Here is a 15,116-nt window from a genome sequence, read left to right on the forward strand (position 1 = left end):
ATAGATTGACCTGACGATCCGCAAAGCTTATCTCGCTTGCAGCCCGATCCGGCCCCCGGCTGGAAAATTAGAATAATTCTAAGGTGCTGAGGGAATTTCGTCAAGAATAGCCTCGCCACCCCTGAGATGGACAAAGGGACCATATGCCCGAGGTAATATTTCCCGGACCGGAAGGCCGGCTCGAAGGCCGTTATCACCCCCAACGCGAGAAAGACGCCCCCATCGCCATCGTGCTGCACCCGCACCCGCAATTCGGCGGCACGATGAACAACAAGGTCGTCTACAACCTGCATTACGCCTTCTACAACATGGGCTTCACCGTGCTGCGGTTCAATTTCCGCGGCGTCGGGCGAAGCCAGGGCGAGTATGACCAGGGCGTGGGCGAGCTGTCCGATGCGGCCTCCGCGCTCGACTATCTCCAGTCGATGAACAACAATTCCAAGCATTGCTGGGTCGCGGGCTTCTCCTTCGGCGCCTGGATCGGCATGCAATTGCTGATGCGCCGGCCCGAGATCACCGGGTTCATCTCCGTCTCGCCGCCCGCCAACATGTACGATTTCTCGTTCCTCGCGCCCTGCCCCTCCTCGGGTCTCATCATCAACGGCGGCGCCGACCGTGTCGCGCCCCCGGCCGACACCCGCTCGCTGGTGTCGAAGCTGCAGGAACAGCAGGGCATCACCGTCACCCACGAGGAGATCGACGGCTCGGGCCATTTCTTCGAAGAGCCTTACATGGACACGATGATCGACACGGTCAGCGATTACGTCAAACGCCGGCTGACCGAAACCACGAGGTAGGCCCATGGGCGTGACCGAGGATCTGGCCGACGACCTGGCGCTCCAGGTGATCAAGTATGTCGATGCCTCGGGCGACGAGGGCGTGGTGAACGAGATCGTCGCACTCCTCGGCGCCACCTCGCAAACCGCCGAGGAGGCCTTCCTCACCTCCATGCGCGTGCGCCGCGCCAACATGAAGGCGCGCGCGCTGCTCCTGCAGAAGGTCAAGGCGTTCAAGGCGAAGCAGGAGGCGGGCAAGCCCGCCCCCGACACGCCCGCGCCAGACACCCCCAAGACATGAGCGACAACCGCCTCGACGCCCGGATCGCCTTCCTGAACGAGGCCTGCCGCCTCAAGTCGGTCACCCGCACCACCACGCTCTGCGACGGCTCGCGCTACGAGAACTCGGCCGAGCATAGCTGGCACCTCGCCCTCTACGCGCTGGTGCTGGAAAACCACGCGCCCGAAGGCACCGACATCAACCGCGTGATCCGGATGCTGCTGCTGCACGACCTCGTGGAAATCGACGCCGGCGACACGCCGATCTACGGCGAGACCGGCCACGCCGAACAGGCCGAGGCCGAGGCGAAAGCCGCCACCCGCCTCTTCGGCCTCCTGCCCGAGGGCCAGGGCGAGAGCCTCCGCGCGCTATGGGAAGAATTCGAAGCCGCCGAAACGCCGGACGCCCGCTTCGCCAAGGCCCTCGACCGCTTCCAGCCCCCCAACCAGAACCTCGCCTCGAACGGCATCGGCTGGCGCGAGAACGGCGCCACCTGGGACAAGTTCGAGGCCCGCGTCGCCCCACCCATCCGCCGCACCGTCCCCGCCTTCTGGGACTACATCGCGCCGAAGGTGCGGGCTTGGTTCACACGGAACGGGTAATCCCGCCGCGCACCATCCTGACGCCCGCCGCGCCGGGCGAGCGCCGGCCCGTGGGGAGGCGCTGCCACGCTGGTGACTGCCACTTTATGGCGCCGAATACATCCCACCTAACGACGTCACGCCACACCCGCCAAAGCGCCTGCCCGCCCGGACGGGCCGGCGCTCGCCCGGCGCCTTCGGCTCGATTCCGGGCGAGTATTCCCCAGAACCAGAATCGACCTCTCACACCCCCGTTGCACCCCGCACAACATCCGGTACCACCCCCCACCGCACGCCACATCAACCCGGCCAATCACCGCCAAAAACACCGACAAAATACCGACGTAAAACCGACGTGATACCGACCCGCCAAATCCCAACGAAATCAGCCTGTTAACCCCGATTCGCCTTCTTCTTCTCGACGACCTTCTCCGCCAGGTCCCGGGCAATGGCGAACGCCCCCTTGATCTTGTCGCTCTCCTTGGCCCAGTCCCGCCGCACGACGATTTTGTTGTCCTTGACCTTGGCCATCCCCCGCTGGTCCTGCATGAACTGCACCAGCCCTTCAGGCGAGGCGAACTTGTCGTTGTGGAACTGGATCGTCGCCCCCTTCGGGCCCCCGTCCAGCTTGGCAATCCCGGCCCGTTTGCACATCGCCTTGATCCGCACGATCAACAGCAGCGTGTTCACTTCCTTCGGCAGTTTTCCGAACCGGTCGATCAGCTCGGCGGCGAAACCCTCCAGTTCAACTTTGGAACTCAACCCACTGAGACGGCGATACAATCCCAGCCGCACGTCGAGGTCCGGCACATACTCCTCCGGGATCAGAACCGGCACACCAAGGTTGATCTGAGGCGCCCATTGCTCGTCCGTCTCGGTCAGCCCTTCCAGCTCGCCCGCCCGGATCTTGGCAATCGCCTCCTCCAGCATCGACTGGTAGAGCTCATACCCCACGTCGCGCATCTGCCCCGACTGTTCCTCGCCCAGCAGGTTCCCCGCCCCGCGAATATCGAGGTCCTGGCTCGCCAGCGTGAACCCCGCGCCCAGCGTATCAAGGCTCCCCAGCACCCGCAGCCGCTTCTCCGCCGCCGGGGTCAGCGGCACGCGCGGCTTGGTCGTCAGGTACGCATAGGCCCGCAGCTTCGACCGCCCCACGCGCCCCCGGATCTGATACAATTGCGCCAGCCCGAACATGTCCGCCCGGTGGATCACCATGGTGTTGGCGGTGGGAATATCCAGCCCCGACTCCACGATCGTCGTCGCCAGCAGAACGTCGAATTTCCCGTCGTAAAAGGCGTTCATCCGGCTATCCAGCTCGCCCGCCGCCATCTGCCCATGCGCCACGACGTAGGACACCTCCGGCACCTGCTCCTTGAGGAATTCCTCGATCTCGGCCAGGTCCTTGATCCGCGGCACCACGAAAAAGCTCTGCCCGCCCCGGTAATGCTCGCGCAGCAGTGCCTCGCGGATGGTCACCGTGTCGAACTCGCTCACATAGGTCCGGATCGACAGCCGGTCGACCGGCGGCGTCCCGATTATGCTGAGATCCCGGACACCTGAGAGCGAAAGTTGAAGTGTCCGGGGAATGGGTGTCGCCGTCAGCGTCAGCACGTGCACATCACTGCGCAACTGCTTCAGCCGCTCCTTGTGGGCCACCCCGAACCGCTGCTCCTCGTCGATCACCAGAAGGCCCAGATTGGCAAACCGCACCCCCTTGGCCAGAAGCGCATGGGTGCCCACCACGATATCCACCTGCCCCCGCGACAGCGCCTCGCGCGTCTTCGCGGCCTCGGTCGTCGACACGAACCGCGACAGCGGCCGCACCGAGATCGGGAAGCCCCGGAATCGCTCCGCAAAGCTCTGGTAATGCTGCCGGGCCAGCAGCGTCGTCGGCGCGATCACCGCCACCTGGTAGCCCTGCAGCGCCGCGACGAAAGCCGCCCGCATCGCCACCTCGGTCTTGCCGAACCCCACGTCGCCACAGACCAGCCGGTCCATCGGCGTGCCGGAACTCAGGTCGTTCAGAACATCCTCGATGGCGCGCAGCTGGTCATCCGTCTCCTGGTACGGGAACCGGGCCGAAAACGCCTCCCACGCGTGGTGCTCGGGCTCCATCACCGCGCCCTTCCTGAGCGCCCGTTCGGCGGCGATCCGGATCAACCGGTCCGCCATCTCGCGGATGCGTTCCTTCAGCTTCGCCTTCTTCGCCTGCCACGCACCCCCGCCCAGCCGGTCGAGCAAGCCCTCCTCATGCCCGTACCGGCTCAGCAGCTCGATATTCTCGACCGGCAGGTAAAGCCTTGCGCCCTCGGCATATTCCAGGCTCAGGCATTCATGCGCCGCCCCCGCCGCCGTGATCACCTCCAGCCCGTGATACCGCCCGATCCCGTGGTCGACATGCACCACCAGGTCGCCGGGGCTGAGCGATTGCGCCTCGGTCAGGAAGTTCTCCGCCCGCCGCCGTTTCCGTGGCGACCGGATCAGCCGGTCGCCCAGCACGTCCTGCTCGGCAATCACCGTCAGCCCAGGCGACTCGAACCCGTGCTCCAGCCCCCAGACCGCCAGGTGCAGCCCGTGCCGGCCCACGCCGCCCACATCCTTCACCGTGACCGCCCCGATCAGCCCCTCATCTTCCAGCAAGCCCTCGAGCCGCTCGCGGGCGCCCTCGGAATAGCTCGCCAGAAGCACCGGGCCATCCGCCATCTTTGCTTCAATATGATCCTTCAACGCGCCGAAAAGGCTGATATTTTCCTGCTGCCGCTCGGGCGAGAAGTTCCGACCGATCCGCCCGCCCGCATCGATGATGTTGGGCCCCGGGCTTTTCGCCAGTGGCGAGAAGGCCAGCCGCCGGCGGTCGGCCACGGCCGCATTCCACGCCTCGTCGTCGAGATAGAGCTGCTCCGGCGGCACCGGCTTGTAGATCGTCTCGGCCCGCTGCTTCTGCTCCAGCGCGTGCCGCCTTGCCTCGTACTGGTCGCGCACCGTGTCCCACCGCGACAGCCGCGCCGCCTCGACCTGGTCGTCCATCGTCACCGGCGCGCCGGGCAGGTAGTCGAACAAAGTCTCGAGCTTTTCATGGAAGAACGGCAGCCAATGCTCGATCCCGGCGTGTTTCCGCCCCGCGCTCACCGCCTCGTAAAGCGGGTCGTCGGTGCCGGCGGCGCCGAACTCGATCCGGTAATTCTGCCTAAACCGGGTGATCGCCGCCTCGTCGAGGATCACCTCGCTCACCGGCGCCAGCTCCACCCGCGACAGCTTCTCGGTCGTCCGCTGGCTGCCCGGATCGAACCGCCGCACGCCGTCCAGCACATCACCGAACAGGTCCAGCCGCACCGGCCCGCCCTCGCCCGGCGGGAAGATGTCGATGATCCCGCCCCGCACGGCGTAATCGCCGGGCTCGGTTACCGTCGGGCTCTGCACGAAGCCCATCCGCACCAGGAACGCCTTCAGCGCCCCCTCGTCGATCTGCCGGTCGACCTCGGCCGTGAACGCGGCCTCGCGCAGCACGTCGCGCGGCGGCACCCGCTGGCTCGCCGCGTTGAGCGTGGTCAAAAGCACGAACTGGCTCGGCTCGCCATGCACCAGCCCCGCCAGCGTCGCCATCCGCGCGGCGGAAATGTCGGCATTGGGCGAGATCCGGTCATAGGGCAGGCAATCCCACCCCGGAAAGCGCAGCACCGGCATGCCGGGCGCATAGAACGCCAGCGCCTCGGCCACCTGTGCCAGCCGCTTGTCGTCGCGCGCCACGTGAATGACCGGGCCGCCGTCGCGCTCGGCCTCCTTCAGGATCAGCCGCGCGTCGAACCCTTCGGGCGCGCCGCCCACGATGATGTGCTTCGCTTCGCTCATGTCCTTCCGCCTGGCCGGGCCGAACCCTAGCCGAGCGCCCCGATCGTCATGTTCTGCAGCATGCCCCACATGGCGGTGACGAAGATCGAGATCACCCCCACCACCTGTGTCAGCACCCTGTGCTTGTGCATCATCCGGAACAGCGCCTCGCCCGACAGGCCGTCGCGCCGGATCACGTGCGCCGTGGCCACCGACAACAGTCCGACAATCGTCATCGGAAACAGCAGCAGGAAGACCGCCTGCGAGAACTCGTTGTCATAGAAGAACCCCAAGAGCAGCAGCATGGTCAGCACGAACCCGGTGAACCCGGCCAGAAGCAGGCCCGACTCCTCGGCGATCAGCAGGATGCGGTTGGTGCTGATCCGCACCATCGATTCCAGGTCGTCGATCCGCTCGTGCCCGTCATCCTTGCGGGCGCGCATCACCATGTCCCACGGCACGCCCAGCACCCAGTGGCTGACGGTCGACCACATCACGGCCAGGATGATCCAGTACCAGAGGTTACTGAAACTGCGCATGTCGATAAGTTCGAAGACGCTCTGGTACCAGTCCACGAGATTGAGCCTGTCATACGTTTCTTGCCCGGCCGGCCCCGGGGTTCACCCCTCATAGCGCTGCCACGCGGCAATTCCTACCCTTGAGATAGCCAATTTTCCATGCCAGTGACACGGGAACGGAAAACAAGGATTGACACCCATGCGCCCGACCCAAGCCCCCTTCCCCGCGACCCGCCTGCGCCGCACGCGGCAAAGCCCCGCGATCCGCGCACTGGTGGCCGAGAACACGCTGACCCCGGGCGACCTGATCTGGCCGGTCTTCGTGCGCGACGGCGACGGGATAGAGGAGCCTGTGCCCTCGATGCCCGGCGTCGTGCGGCGCAGCGTCGACCGCGTGGTCGAGGCGGCCCGCGAAGCGGCCGACCTGGGCATTCCCGCCATCTGCCTCTTTCCCTATACCGCGGCCGAGAACCGCACCTCCGACTGTGCCGAGGCGTGGAACCCCGAGAACCTCTCGAACCGCGCCACCCGCGCCATCAAGGCCGCCGTGCCCGAGATCGCCATCATGACCGACGTGGCGCTCGACCCCTATTCCGATACCGGCCATGACGGGTTCGTGGTGAATGGCGAGATCGTCAACGACGAAACCGTCGAGGCGCTGGTCAAACAGGCGTTGTCCCAGGCCGAGGCCGGGGTCGACATCATCGGCCCGTCGGACATGATGGATGGCCGCATCGGCGCCATCCGCTCGGCGCTCGAGGGCGCGGGGCATCGCAACACCATGCTGCTCTCCTACGCCGCCAAGTACGCCTCGGCCTTCTACGGGCCCTTCCGCGACGCGGTCGGCGCCAGCGGCGCGCTCAAGGGCGACAAGAAGACCTACCAGATGGATGCCGCCAACACCGACGAGGCGCTGCGCTGCGTCGCCCGCGACCTCGCCGAGGGGGCCGACATGGTGATGGTCAAGCCCGGGATGCCCTATCTCGACATCTGCCGCCGGGTGAAGGACGAGTTCGCCGCGCCCACCTTCGCCTACCAGGTGTCGGGCGAATACGCGATGATCATGGCCGCCGCCCAGAACGGCTGGATCGACGGCGACCGGGCGATGGCGGAAAGCCTGATGGCCTTCAAGCGCGCGGGATGCGACGGGATCCTGACCTATTTTGCCCCGGCCATGGCCCGGGCCCTTGCATAACCGGCCGCGGCACCGGGACGCGCCGCCGGACGCCTCCGGCGGGAGTATTTCGGGAAAGATGAAGGGCGGGTGACAAAGCCTTAATCGCCTTGTGGAATAGTGCCAGCGAATCGCTTCGGCCCGGGCCCCGGGGCGCCCGGTCGCAATATCCCGCCGAAAAGGCGCTTTGCGGGTGACACTTTGCCGGTGCGCCTCTATACTCGACCCCAGATCGGCAGGTACATGCCGACGCGGAACACAGGCAGTCACAGGCAAATAACATGAGCATTCTTTCCAGACGCAGCTTCACGCTCGGCATGCTGGCGACCACCCCGGTCGTCGCCGCATGCGGCAACGGGGTCGGCAGCACCAAGGGCACGGAAATCGACGCCCGCGCCGACGCGACCATCAACCACCTCTACACCACCTACCCCGCCACGCGCGAAATCGCCGACAAGTCCACCGGCGTGCTGATCATGCCGCTGGTGACAGAGGGCGGCTTCATCGTCGGCGGCGGCTATGGCCGCGGCGCGCTCCGCGTGGGCGGTGTGACGGTCGATTACTACTCGGCCACGAAGGGCAGCGTCGGGCTTCAGATCGGCGCCCAGCAATTCGCCCATGTGCTGTTCTTCATGACCGAGGACGCGCTCAGCCGCTTCCGCCGGGGCACCGGCTGGGTCGCGGGGGCGGACGTCGAGTATGTCTTCAACGACCAGGGCGCCAACCTGCGCGCCGACACGGTGACGACGACCGCGCCCGTGGTGGCGGTGGTCTTCGGCCAGGCGGGGGCGCTGGTCGGCGCCTCGCTCGAAGGCATGAAATACACCCGCATCATTCCCTGACCGCCGCCTGTCGCGGACGGTTGGACAGCGCCCCGGGCCGAAAACGCCCGGGGCTTCACGTTTTCTTAACCCTGGTTAATGAAGGGTGAACTCGCCCACCACCTGCCGCCATTCGCCGGGCGAGATCAGCTTTCGATGGGTGAACTGCACCGAATGCAGCGGCCCCTCGATCTCCTTCTGCCAGAACTCCACGAACTCGAACAGCCGCGGGTGATCGGGCGCGATATCGTACTCCTGCCAGACGAAACTGTTGAGAACATGGGCATAGTCGGGCATGTGATAGAAGAACTCCGCCGTGGTCAGGCCATAGCCCTTCAGCATCATCTCCGTCTCGGTCATCGTTACACCTCCTGCCGGAACCTCGGATTTTTTTGCCTTTGGTTCCAATAAGGATGCCGCGATTTTTTTACTTTTCAACAAAAACAGTATGTTAGCAGCCATCGCCCCTGGCTGCCAAAATCCGCCGCAAACGGGCCGGGCTTTGCGCATTGCACCCCCTGCAAGCCCTCTGATATACCCTTGTCAACATCATAAGAAGACAGCAGGACAGAGCGGGCAGAAACGTGAACGATACGCCGGAAACACCTGAAAACGAAGACGAAATGCCCAACGGCGGTTCCGGCCCCAAGCGTCCGGCCTATGACGGGCCGACGATCTCCATCTCCGAGGAGATGAAGACCTCCTATCTCGACTACGCCATGAGCGTGATCGTCAGCCGCGCGATCCCCGATCTGCGCGACGGCCTGAAACCTGTGCACCGGCGCATTCTTTATGCAATGCACGAAACCGGAAACACCCACGACAAGCCCTATCGCAAGTCCGCCCGCCCGGTGGGCGACGTCATGGGTAAATACCACCCCCACGGCGACAGCGCGATCTACGACGCGCTGGTGCGGATGGCGCAGGATTTCTCGATGTCCCTGCCCCTGCTGGATGGCCAGGGCAATTTCGGCTCGATGGACGGCGACAACCCGGCCGCCATGCGCTACACCGAGGTGCGCATGGACAAGCCGGCACAATCGCTTCTTGCCGATATCGAGAAGGACACGGTCGACTTCCAGGACAATTACGACGGCAAGGACCGTGAGCCTTCCGTCCTGCCGGCGCGGTTCCCCAACATGCTGGTCAACGGCGCAGGCGGCATCGCCGTCGGCATGGCCACCAACATCCCGCCGCACAACCTGGGCGAGGTGATCGACGCCACGCTGGCGCTGATCGAGAACCCCGATCTCGACAGTTCGCAGCTCAACGAATACGTGCCCGGCCCCGATTTCCCCACCGGCGGGCTGATGCTCGGCCGCTCCGGTGCGCGCAAGGCCTATCTCGAAGGGCGCGGCAGCGTCATCATCCGCTCGAAAACCCGGGTCGAGGAACTGCGGAAAGACCGCTACGCCATCGTCATCGACGAAATCCCCTACCAGGTGAACAAGGCGGCGATGATCGAGAAGATCGCCGAAACCGCCCGCGAGAAACGGATCGAGGGCATCGCCCACGTCCAGGACGAAAGCGACCGCACCGGCGTGCGCGTGGTGGTCGAATTGAAGCGCGACGCGACACCCGAGGTGGTGCTGAACCAGCTCTTCCGCTTCACGCCGATGCAGACCTCCTTCGGCTGCAACATGCTGGCGCTCAACGGCGGCAAGCCCGAACAGCTGACCCTGCACGGATTCCTCAGCGCTTTCATAAGCTTCCGGGAAGAAGTTGTCGCACGCCGCACCGCCCATGACCTGCGCAAGGCGCGCGAGCGCAGCCACGTGCTCTGCGGCCTCGCCGTCGCCGTCTCGAACGTCGACGAGGTGGTCGCCACCATCCGCGCCTCGGCCGACGCGGCGGAAGCGCGCGAGAAACTGATGACCCGCCGCTGGCCGGCGCAGGACATCCTCGAATACATCGCGCTGATCGACGACCCGACCCATACCGCGAACGAGGACGGCACCTACAACCTGTCGGAAACACAGGCCCGCGCCATCCTCGAACTGCGCCTGCAACGCCTGACCCAGCTTGGCGTCCGCGAAGTCACCGACGAGCTTCAGGAACTGGCCGCCAAGATCAAGGAATACCTCGCCATTCTCGCCAGCCGAGAGCGGATCATGCAGATCATCTCGGACGAGCTGACCGAGGTGAAGGAGCAATTCGCCGTCCCCCGCCGCACCGAGATCGTCGACTGGTCCGGCGACATGGAAGACGAGGACCTGATCGAGCGCGAGGACATGGTCGTCACGGTCACCCAGGGCGGCTATATCAAGCGCACCGCGCTGGCCGACTTCCGCGCGCAAAAGCGCGGCGGCAAGGGCCTGTCGGGCATGCAGACCAAGGAAGAGGACGTGGTCACCACCCTCTTCGTGGCCAACACCCATACGCAGCTCCTGTTCTTCACCACCGACGGGATGGCCTACAAGCTCAAGACATGGCGCCTGCCACTGGGCGGGCGCACGTCCAAGGGCAAGGCGATCGTCAACATCCTGCCGATCCCGCAGGGCGTCTCGATCGCCGCGATCATGCCGGTCGACGTGCCAGAGGACGAATGGGACAACCTGCAGATCTTCTTCGCCACCTCCGCCGGGGATGTGCGCCGTAACGCCTTGTCGGACTTCACGAATGTCAAATCCAACGGCAAGATCGCGATGAAGCTGCCCGAGGACGGCACGCAGCTTGTGAACGCCCGGATCTGCTCGGAAGAGGACGACGTGATGCTGGTCACCGACTCGGGCCGCGCCATCCGCTTCCCCACGACCGAGGTGCGCGTCTTCAAGGGCCGCGATTCCACCGGCGTGCGCGGCATCCGCCTGCAGAACGGCGACAAGGTCGTCTCGATGTCGGTGATCCGCCATTTCGAGGCCACGCCGGACGAACGCGCCGCCTATCTCAAGATGCGCCGCCAGATGGCCGGCGCCGAGGACGAGGGCAATTCCGACGAGGAAGGCAATGCCGACGCCACCATCTCCGACGAGCGGTTCGAGGAGATGCGCGCGGCCGAGAACCTGATCCTCACCATCACCGAGGGCGGTTCGGGCAAGCTGTCCTCCAGCCACGACTACCCCGTCCGGGGCCGTGGCGGCATGGGCGTGCGGGCGATGGACAAGGCCATGCGCGGCGGCGACCTCGTCGCCTCCTTCCCGGTCCAGCCGGAAGACCAGATCATGCTCGCCACCTCGCGCGGCCAGTCGATCCGCGTGCCGGTCGAGGGGATCTCCTTCCGCTCGCGCGGGGCGGGCGGCGTCAAGGTGTTCAACACCGGCAAGGGCGAAAAGGTGGTCAGCGTCGCCTGGATCGCCGAAAGCGCCGAGGAAGAGGCCGACGCCGAGGCCTGACAACCGGGGGCGGACTCGCTGCAACACGAGCGGTTCCGCCCGCATTTTCCGTCTTTGCGCTCAAGTTTTGCCACATTTTCGGGCCACAAACCGGGTTCGAAATGCGTATGCGCCCCGCCGTCGGGCGCATTTGCCTTGCGATCAACCCTCTCCCGCGGCCCCGCCGCGCGGATCGTCGAGGACACACCTGGTGCCGACCAAGAACGAACGCTGGCTCGACCATACCGGTCTCAACCTGATCCGGATCGTGATCGGGTCGTATTTCATGGCGATCTCGCTCAACCTGATCGAGGGGTTCGATCCCTCGGCCCTGTTCGCGCCGCTGCTCGACGACCGGACCGCCCGGCTGGCGGGGATGGGCGTGCTCTTCACCCTGTCGGTCGTGTTCATGTCGGGCGTGGCCCTGCGCATCGCCGCGCTGGCGCTGGCGCTGTTCATCCTGTGCTCCAGCTTCGCGCAGAACGTCCTCGGCCCCGAGCCGCTGCGGATGTCGTCCTTCTGGCGCGACCTCGCGCTGGTCTGCGCGGTGCTGATGTCCTACTCGACCCTGCGCCGGCAGGAGTTGCGCAAGGCGGCGCTGATCATGCGGCGCCGGGCGGCCCGCCTCAAGCGTGGCAAGTTCTCCACCGTGACCCCGCGCCGCGTGACCGTCCGCAACCGGCCCGACGCCGCCGGCAAGGCCGCCGGCCGTGGCCCCGACGGGCCCGATTACGACCGCGTGCTGCGCCCCCTGATCGCGCCCACCGGCCCGATCAAGCGCCCCGAACCGCCGGTCACCCCGCGGCCCGACTTCAACGGCACGTCCACCCCGGCCAGCGACCGGACCGCACCGCAGCAACCGCTGAAGCTGACCAATCGCCTGCGCCTGATCCCGCCCCCGGCCGAGGCCGAGGACGAGATCGACAACATCTTCTCGAATATCTGAGGGCCGAACCGCCCCGGCCCGGGGCCACGGGCCCGGCTCAGTTGGACAGGTTGTTTACCGACGAGCTGACGCCGATCACCGTGCCGAACAGGCCGATGATGGTCTGAACCGCGGTGACCGGGGATTCCGTCGCCATGACCGTATCGTTCGGCATGACCTGGAACTGGCGCGCGGCGAACAGGCCGTCGGCGGTGGTCATGTCGACCGAAAAGATCACCTGCTGCATGTCCGGCCCGCGCGGCCCCGGCGTCAGGTGGCGGGGATGGTATTCGCGCAGGATCAGGATGCCCTTCGGATTGGCCCGCCCGGGGTTTAGCCCGCCCGAGGCCGACAGCGCATCGAGCGCGTTCATCCGCTCTTTCTCGAAATAGACCAGCTTCTGGTCGCGCGACGAGCCCAGCACGGTAAAGGTCCGGGCATCCTCGACCACGGCGATCTGGTCACCGCCATGCACCGTGATGTTCATCGACGGCTGGGCCAGGACGCTTTCGACGCGGGTCTCGTAGATCTGGCCGCCCCTTTGCAGCCGCACGCGCGGATGGCGCATCGAGGTGTCCACCCCGCCGGCCAGGGCCAGCACGCTCAGCAGCCTCGTGTTGCGGTTCTCCAGCGGGTAGCGGCCGGGCGCGCCCACGCCGCTGGCCACGTCGACCGAGTTGTTGCGCCCCGGCGTGACCTGCACCTGCACCTGCGCGGCGGGCACGATCATCTCCATCTTCCGCTGGATCCGGTCACGGGCCGAGTCGGCGGACAGGCCGCGCACATGCACGTCGCCCACATAGGGCAGGAAGACCGACCCCGACGACGACACCGTCAGCGGCGGAATCGGCGTCTGCTTGGTGCCGTCCGAGATCAGCGAGTTTTCCTGGTTGTCCCAGACCACGACATCAAGCCGGTCGCCGGTCTGGATGACCGAGGAATCCGGCCCGGCATTGGCGTGGAACCACGTATAGTGACTCTGCTCGCCGGTATAGGGCCAGGTCGAGATCATCGGCGTCGCCGCACGGGTCACCTCGACCACCTGGAAGGTGGGATTTTCCGACGCGCCCTGGCTGACCACTTCCCTTTGCACGGCCGCCCCCCGCGGAAGAGAGCAGGCACCGATGGTAAGGGCCATGCCAACCAGCAGGATCGTCTTGGAAAATCTCGTCAAACCGTCGTCCCCCGACTTGTTGGTATTGGCAGTTCACTACCGCATCGAAAGGATGTTAGACAACGGAAATCTCTCGGCATATGGCAGTTGAGCGCAATCGTGACACAATTCCCGCAAGCAGCCGATATCCTGTTGACCGGCGCGGGCGGGCGGCTGGGCCGGCTGCTGCGCCGTGCGGTGGCGCGGGACGGCACCGGCCCTCTGCGGCTCGCGTTCCAGTCGCGGCGCCCCGGCACCGGGCTGACCTGGGCGCCGGGTGACCCCCTCTCGGCCTTGCCGCGCTGCGAAACCGTGGTCGCCCTCTGGGGCCGCACGGGCGGCGACGCGGCCGCCCTGGCCGAGAATGGCGCCCTCGTCGCCTTCAGCCATGCCGTGGCGCTTGCCTGCGGCGCGCGGCGACTGTTCCACCTGTCCTCGGCCGCGGTTTACGGCCCCGGCCGGCGCATGGACGAGACGACGCAACCGCAGCCTGCGGCGGAATATGGCCGATCCAAGCTGGCGCTGGAGGCCGAGGTTGCCGGCCTGCCCCGCACCGACCGGATCGCCCATTGCTGTCTCAGGCTCGCCAACGTGGTGGGCGCCGACAGCCTCGCCCCCGGTCTGCGCGGGGCCGGCCCGGTGGCGATGGACCGGTTCAAGGATGGCGGCGGCCCGATCCGCAGCTACATCGCGCCGGGCGACCTGCTGCGCGTGCTCCTCGGGCTGGCCGATCTGCCCCCCGATCGCTTGCCCGGAACGCTCAACGTCGCCGCCCCCGCTCCGGTTCGGATGGAGGATCTCGTCGCCGCCCGGGGGCTCGACCTCGACTGGCGCCCGGCCCCGCCCACGGCCACGCACGAGGTCTCGCTCGACACCGCCCGCCTGTCGAAGATCCTGCCGGGCGCGATCCGCCACGAAACGGCCGAAGGGATGGTGGCCGACTGGGCCGCGCTGGAGGCGCCGGCATGACCGCCTCGAAACGGCTGATGGATATCGGCCTCGCACTTATACTCGTGGTCATTCTGGCCCTGCCCACCCTGGTCGTCGCGCTCTGGGTGCTGGCCGTAGACGGCCGCCCCGTCTTCTACCCCTCGGAACGGATGAAGACCCCCGACACCCCCTTCACCCTTTGGAAGTTCCGCACCATGCGCACCGACCGCAACGACTCCGGCGTCTCGGGCGGGTACAAGACGGCGCGCATCACCCGGACCGGGCGCATCCTGCGCGGCAAGCGCCTTGACGAATTGCCTCAGCTTTTCAACATCTTGCGAGGCGACATGAGCTTCGTCGGCCCGCGCCCGCCCCTGCGCCGCTATGTCGAGCTGCGCCCCGATCTCTATGCCCGCGTACTGCGCAACCGGCCGGGCGTCACCGGGCTCGCCACCCTGCGCTACCACGCGCGGGAGGAAAAGCTGCTGGCCCGCTGCGCCGATGCCGCCGAGACGGAACGCGTCTACCTTCGCCGCTGCGTACCGGCTAAGGCCCGGCTCGACCTGATCTGGGCGCACAACCGCTCGGTTTGCTACGATGCGGCATTGATCGTGGAAACCGTACGCCGCGTTCTCCTCCGCACCCGCCCAAAATAGTGGCGCAGGTGCAGAAAAGCCCTTTGCTTGCGCGGAATTCCGCGCCTGCCGGCGATAGGGCTTGTGACAGGCAGGCCACTTGCAATACATTGATTTCAGGACACCTTGGGCACATTGCGGCGCTTGTCATTCGGCTGTTGCAGCCGCGGCGGGGTCTGAAGAA

At 66.3% G+C, this 15,116-nt stretch carries 13 protein-coding genes; 9 read left to right on the forward strand and 4 right to left on the reverse strand.

The window, feature by feature from the left end:
* Positions 1-143: 143 nt before the first annotated feature.
* From ACO07J_RS11130 to ACO07J_RS11140, 3 genes are read left to right on the forward strand one after another with little or no spacing between them, the layout of a single operon-like run.
* Positions 144-797, forward strand: coding sequence for an alpha/beta hydrolase (locus tag ACO07J_RS11130; protein WP_422028883.1), 654 nt, complete (start codon positions 144-146; stop codon positions 795-797).
* Positions 798-801: 4 nt separating this feature from the next.
* Entirely contained in the window at positions 802-1,077 is a 276-nt protein-coding gene (locus ACO07J_RS11135; RefSeq protein WP_422028884.1) for a hypothetical protein, read from the forward strand.
* Positions 1,074-1,658 carry an HD domain-containing protein gene (locus ACO07J_RS11140; protein ID WP_422028885.1) on the forward strand — a complete coding sequence of 195 codons (585 nt, stop codon included), beginning with the start codon at positions 1,074-1,076 and terminating at the stop codon, positions 1,656-1,658. Before ACO07J_RS11135 ends, ACO07J_RS11140 begins: the two co-directional genes overlap by 4 nt.
* A 372-nt stretch (positions 1,659-2,030) precedes the next feature.
* On the opposite strand, the gene mfd is transcribed toward ACO07J_RS11140, so the two are convergent.
* Both mfd and ACO07J_RS11150 read right to left on the reverse strand, forming a co-directional pair.
* Complete coding sequence (gene mfd, locus ACO07J_RS11145) at positions 2,031-5,486, reverse strand: transcription-repair coupling factor (protein WP_422028886.1); 3,456 nt, start codon at positions 5,484-5,486, stop codon at positions 2,031-2,033.
* A 26-nt stretch (positions 5,487-5,512) separates the two neighbouring features.
* Entirely contained in the window at positions 5,513-6,040 is a 528-nt protein-coding gene (locus ACO07J_RS11150; protein ID WP_422028887.1) for a component of SufBCD complex, read from the reverse strand.
* A gap of 142 nt (positions 6,041-6,182) precedes the next feature.
* On the opposite strand from ACO07J_RS11150, the gene hemB reads away from it, so the two are divergent.
* Positions 6,183-7,178, forward strand: a complete 996-nt coding sequence (hemB, locus tag ACO07J_RS11155) for a porphobilinogen synthase (protein ID WP_422028888.1) — start codon at positions 6,183-6,185, stop codon at positions 7,176-7,178.
* A gap of 260 nt (positions 7,179-7,438) precedes the next feature.
* On the forward strand, positions 7,439-7,999 hold the full coding sequence (locus tag ACO07J_RS11160; RefSeq protein ID WP_422028889.1) for a YSC84-related protein: 561 nt from the start codon (positions 7,439-7,441) through the stop codon (positions 7,997-7,999).
* 75 nt (positions 8,000-8,074) lie between these two features.
* On the opposite strand, the gene ACO07J_RS11165 is transcribed toward ACO07J_RS11160, so the two are convergent.
* A complete protein-coding gene (locus ACO07J_RS11165; RefSeq protein WP_350127030.1) occupies positions 8,075-8,338 on the reverse strand; it encodes an usg protein in 264 nt (87 codons plus the stop codon).
* 263 nt (positions 8,339-8,601) lie between these two features.
* On the opposite strand from ACO07J_RS11165, the gene gyrA reads away from it, so the two are divergent.
* Together gyrA and ACO07J_RS11175 are read left to right on the forward strand one after the other, a co-directional pair.
* On the forward strand, positions 8,602-11,310 hold the full coding sequence (gene gyrA, locus ACO07J_RS11170) for a DNA gyrase subunit A (RefSeq protein ID WP_422028890.1): 2,709 nt from the start codon (positions 8,602-8,604) through the stop codon (positions 11,308-11,310).
* 190 nt (positions 11,311-11,500) lie between these two features.
* Positions 11,501-12,235 (forward strand): hypothetical protein, encoded by a 735-nt coding sequence (locus ACO07J_RS11175; RefSeq protein WP_422028891.1) that lies wholly within the window; start codon positions 11,501-11,503, stop codon positions 12,233-12,235.
* A 37-nt stretch (positions 12,236-12,272) separates the two neighbouring features.
* On the opposite strand, the gene ACO07J_RS11180 is transcribed toward ACO07J_RS11175, so the two are convergent.
* The gene (locus tag ACO07J_RS11180) at positions 12,273-13,388 is read right to left on the reverse strand and encodes a polysaccharide biosynthesis/export family protein (protein WP_422028892.1); all 1,116 of its coding nucleotides are present in this window, start codon (positions 13,386-13,388) and stop codon (positions 12,273-12,275) included.
* A 99-nt stretch (positions 13,389-13,487) separates the two neighbouring features.
* Here ACO07J_RS11180 and ACO07J_RS11185 point away from each other — a divergent pair, with 99 nt between their 5' ends.
* On the forward strand, positions 13,488-14,336 hold the full coding sequence (locus ACO07J_RS11185) for an NAD-dependent epimerase/dehydratase family protein (RefSeq protein WP_422028893.1): 849 nt from the start codon (positions 13,488-13,490) through the stop codon (positions 14,334-14,336).
* Positions 14,333-14,953: a sugar transferase gene (locus ACO07J_RS11190; protein ID WP_422028894.1), complete on the forward strand. Its 621-nt coding sequence runs from the start codon at positions 14,333-14,335 to the stop codon at positions 14,951-14,953. Before ACO07J_RS11185 ends, ACO07J_RS11190 begins: the two co-directional genes overlap by 4 nt.
* The last annotated feature ends 163 nt before the right edge of the window (positions 14,954-15,116 follow it).

The organism is Roseovarius sp., assembly GCF_965228755.1.
Lineage (GTDB): Bacteria > Pseudomonadota > Alphaproteobacteria > Rhodobacterales > Rhodobacteraceae > Roseovarius.

What these genes read in the sequence shown, in the direction of transcription:
- ACO07J_RS11130 (WP_422028883.1), top strand. Translation starts at nt 144, where the DNA reads ATGCCCGAGGTAATATTTCCCGGACCGGAAGGCCGGCTCGAAGGCCGT.
- ACO07J_RS11135 (WP_422028884.1), top strand. Translation starts at nt 802, where the DNA reads ATGGGCGTGACCGAGGATCTGGCCGACGACCTGGCGCTCCAGGTGATC.
- ACO07J_RS11140 (WP_422028885.1), top strand. Translation starts at nt 1,074, where the DNA reads ATGAGCGACAACCGCCTCGACGCCCGGATCGCCTTCCTGAACGAGGCC.
- mfd (WP_422028886.1), bottom strand. Translation starts at nt 5,486, where the DNA reads ATGAGCGAAGCGAAGCACATCATCGTGGGCGGCGCGCCCGAAGGGTTC.
- hemB (WP_422028888.1), top strand. Translation starts at nt 6,183, where the DNA reads ATGCGCCCGACCCAAGCCCCCTTCCCCGCGACCCGCCTGCGCCGCACG.
- ACO07J_RS11160 (WP_422028889.1), top strand. Translation starts at nt 7,439, where the DNA reads ATGAGCATTCTTTCCAGACGCAGCTTCACGCTCGGCATGCTGGCGACC.
- ACO07J_RS11165 (WP_350127030.1), bottom strand. Translation starts at nt 8,338, where the DNA reads ATGACCGAGACGGAGATGATGCTGAAGGGCTATGGCCTGACCACGGCG.
- gyrA (WP_422028890.1), top strand. Translation starts at nt 8,602, where the DNA reads ATGCCCAACGGCGGTTCCGGCCCCAAGCGTCCGGCCTATGACGGGCCG.
- ACO07J_RS11190 (WP_422028894.1), top strand. Translation starts at nt 14,333, where the DNA reads ATGACCGCCTCGAAACGGCTGATGGATATCGGCCTCGCACTTATACTC.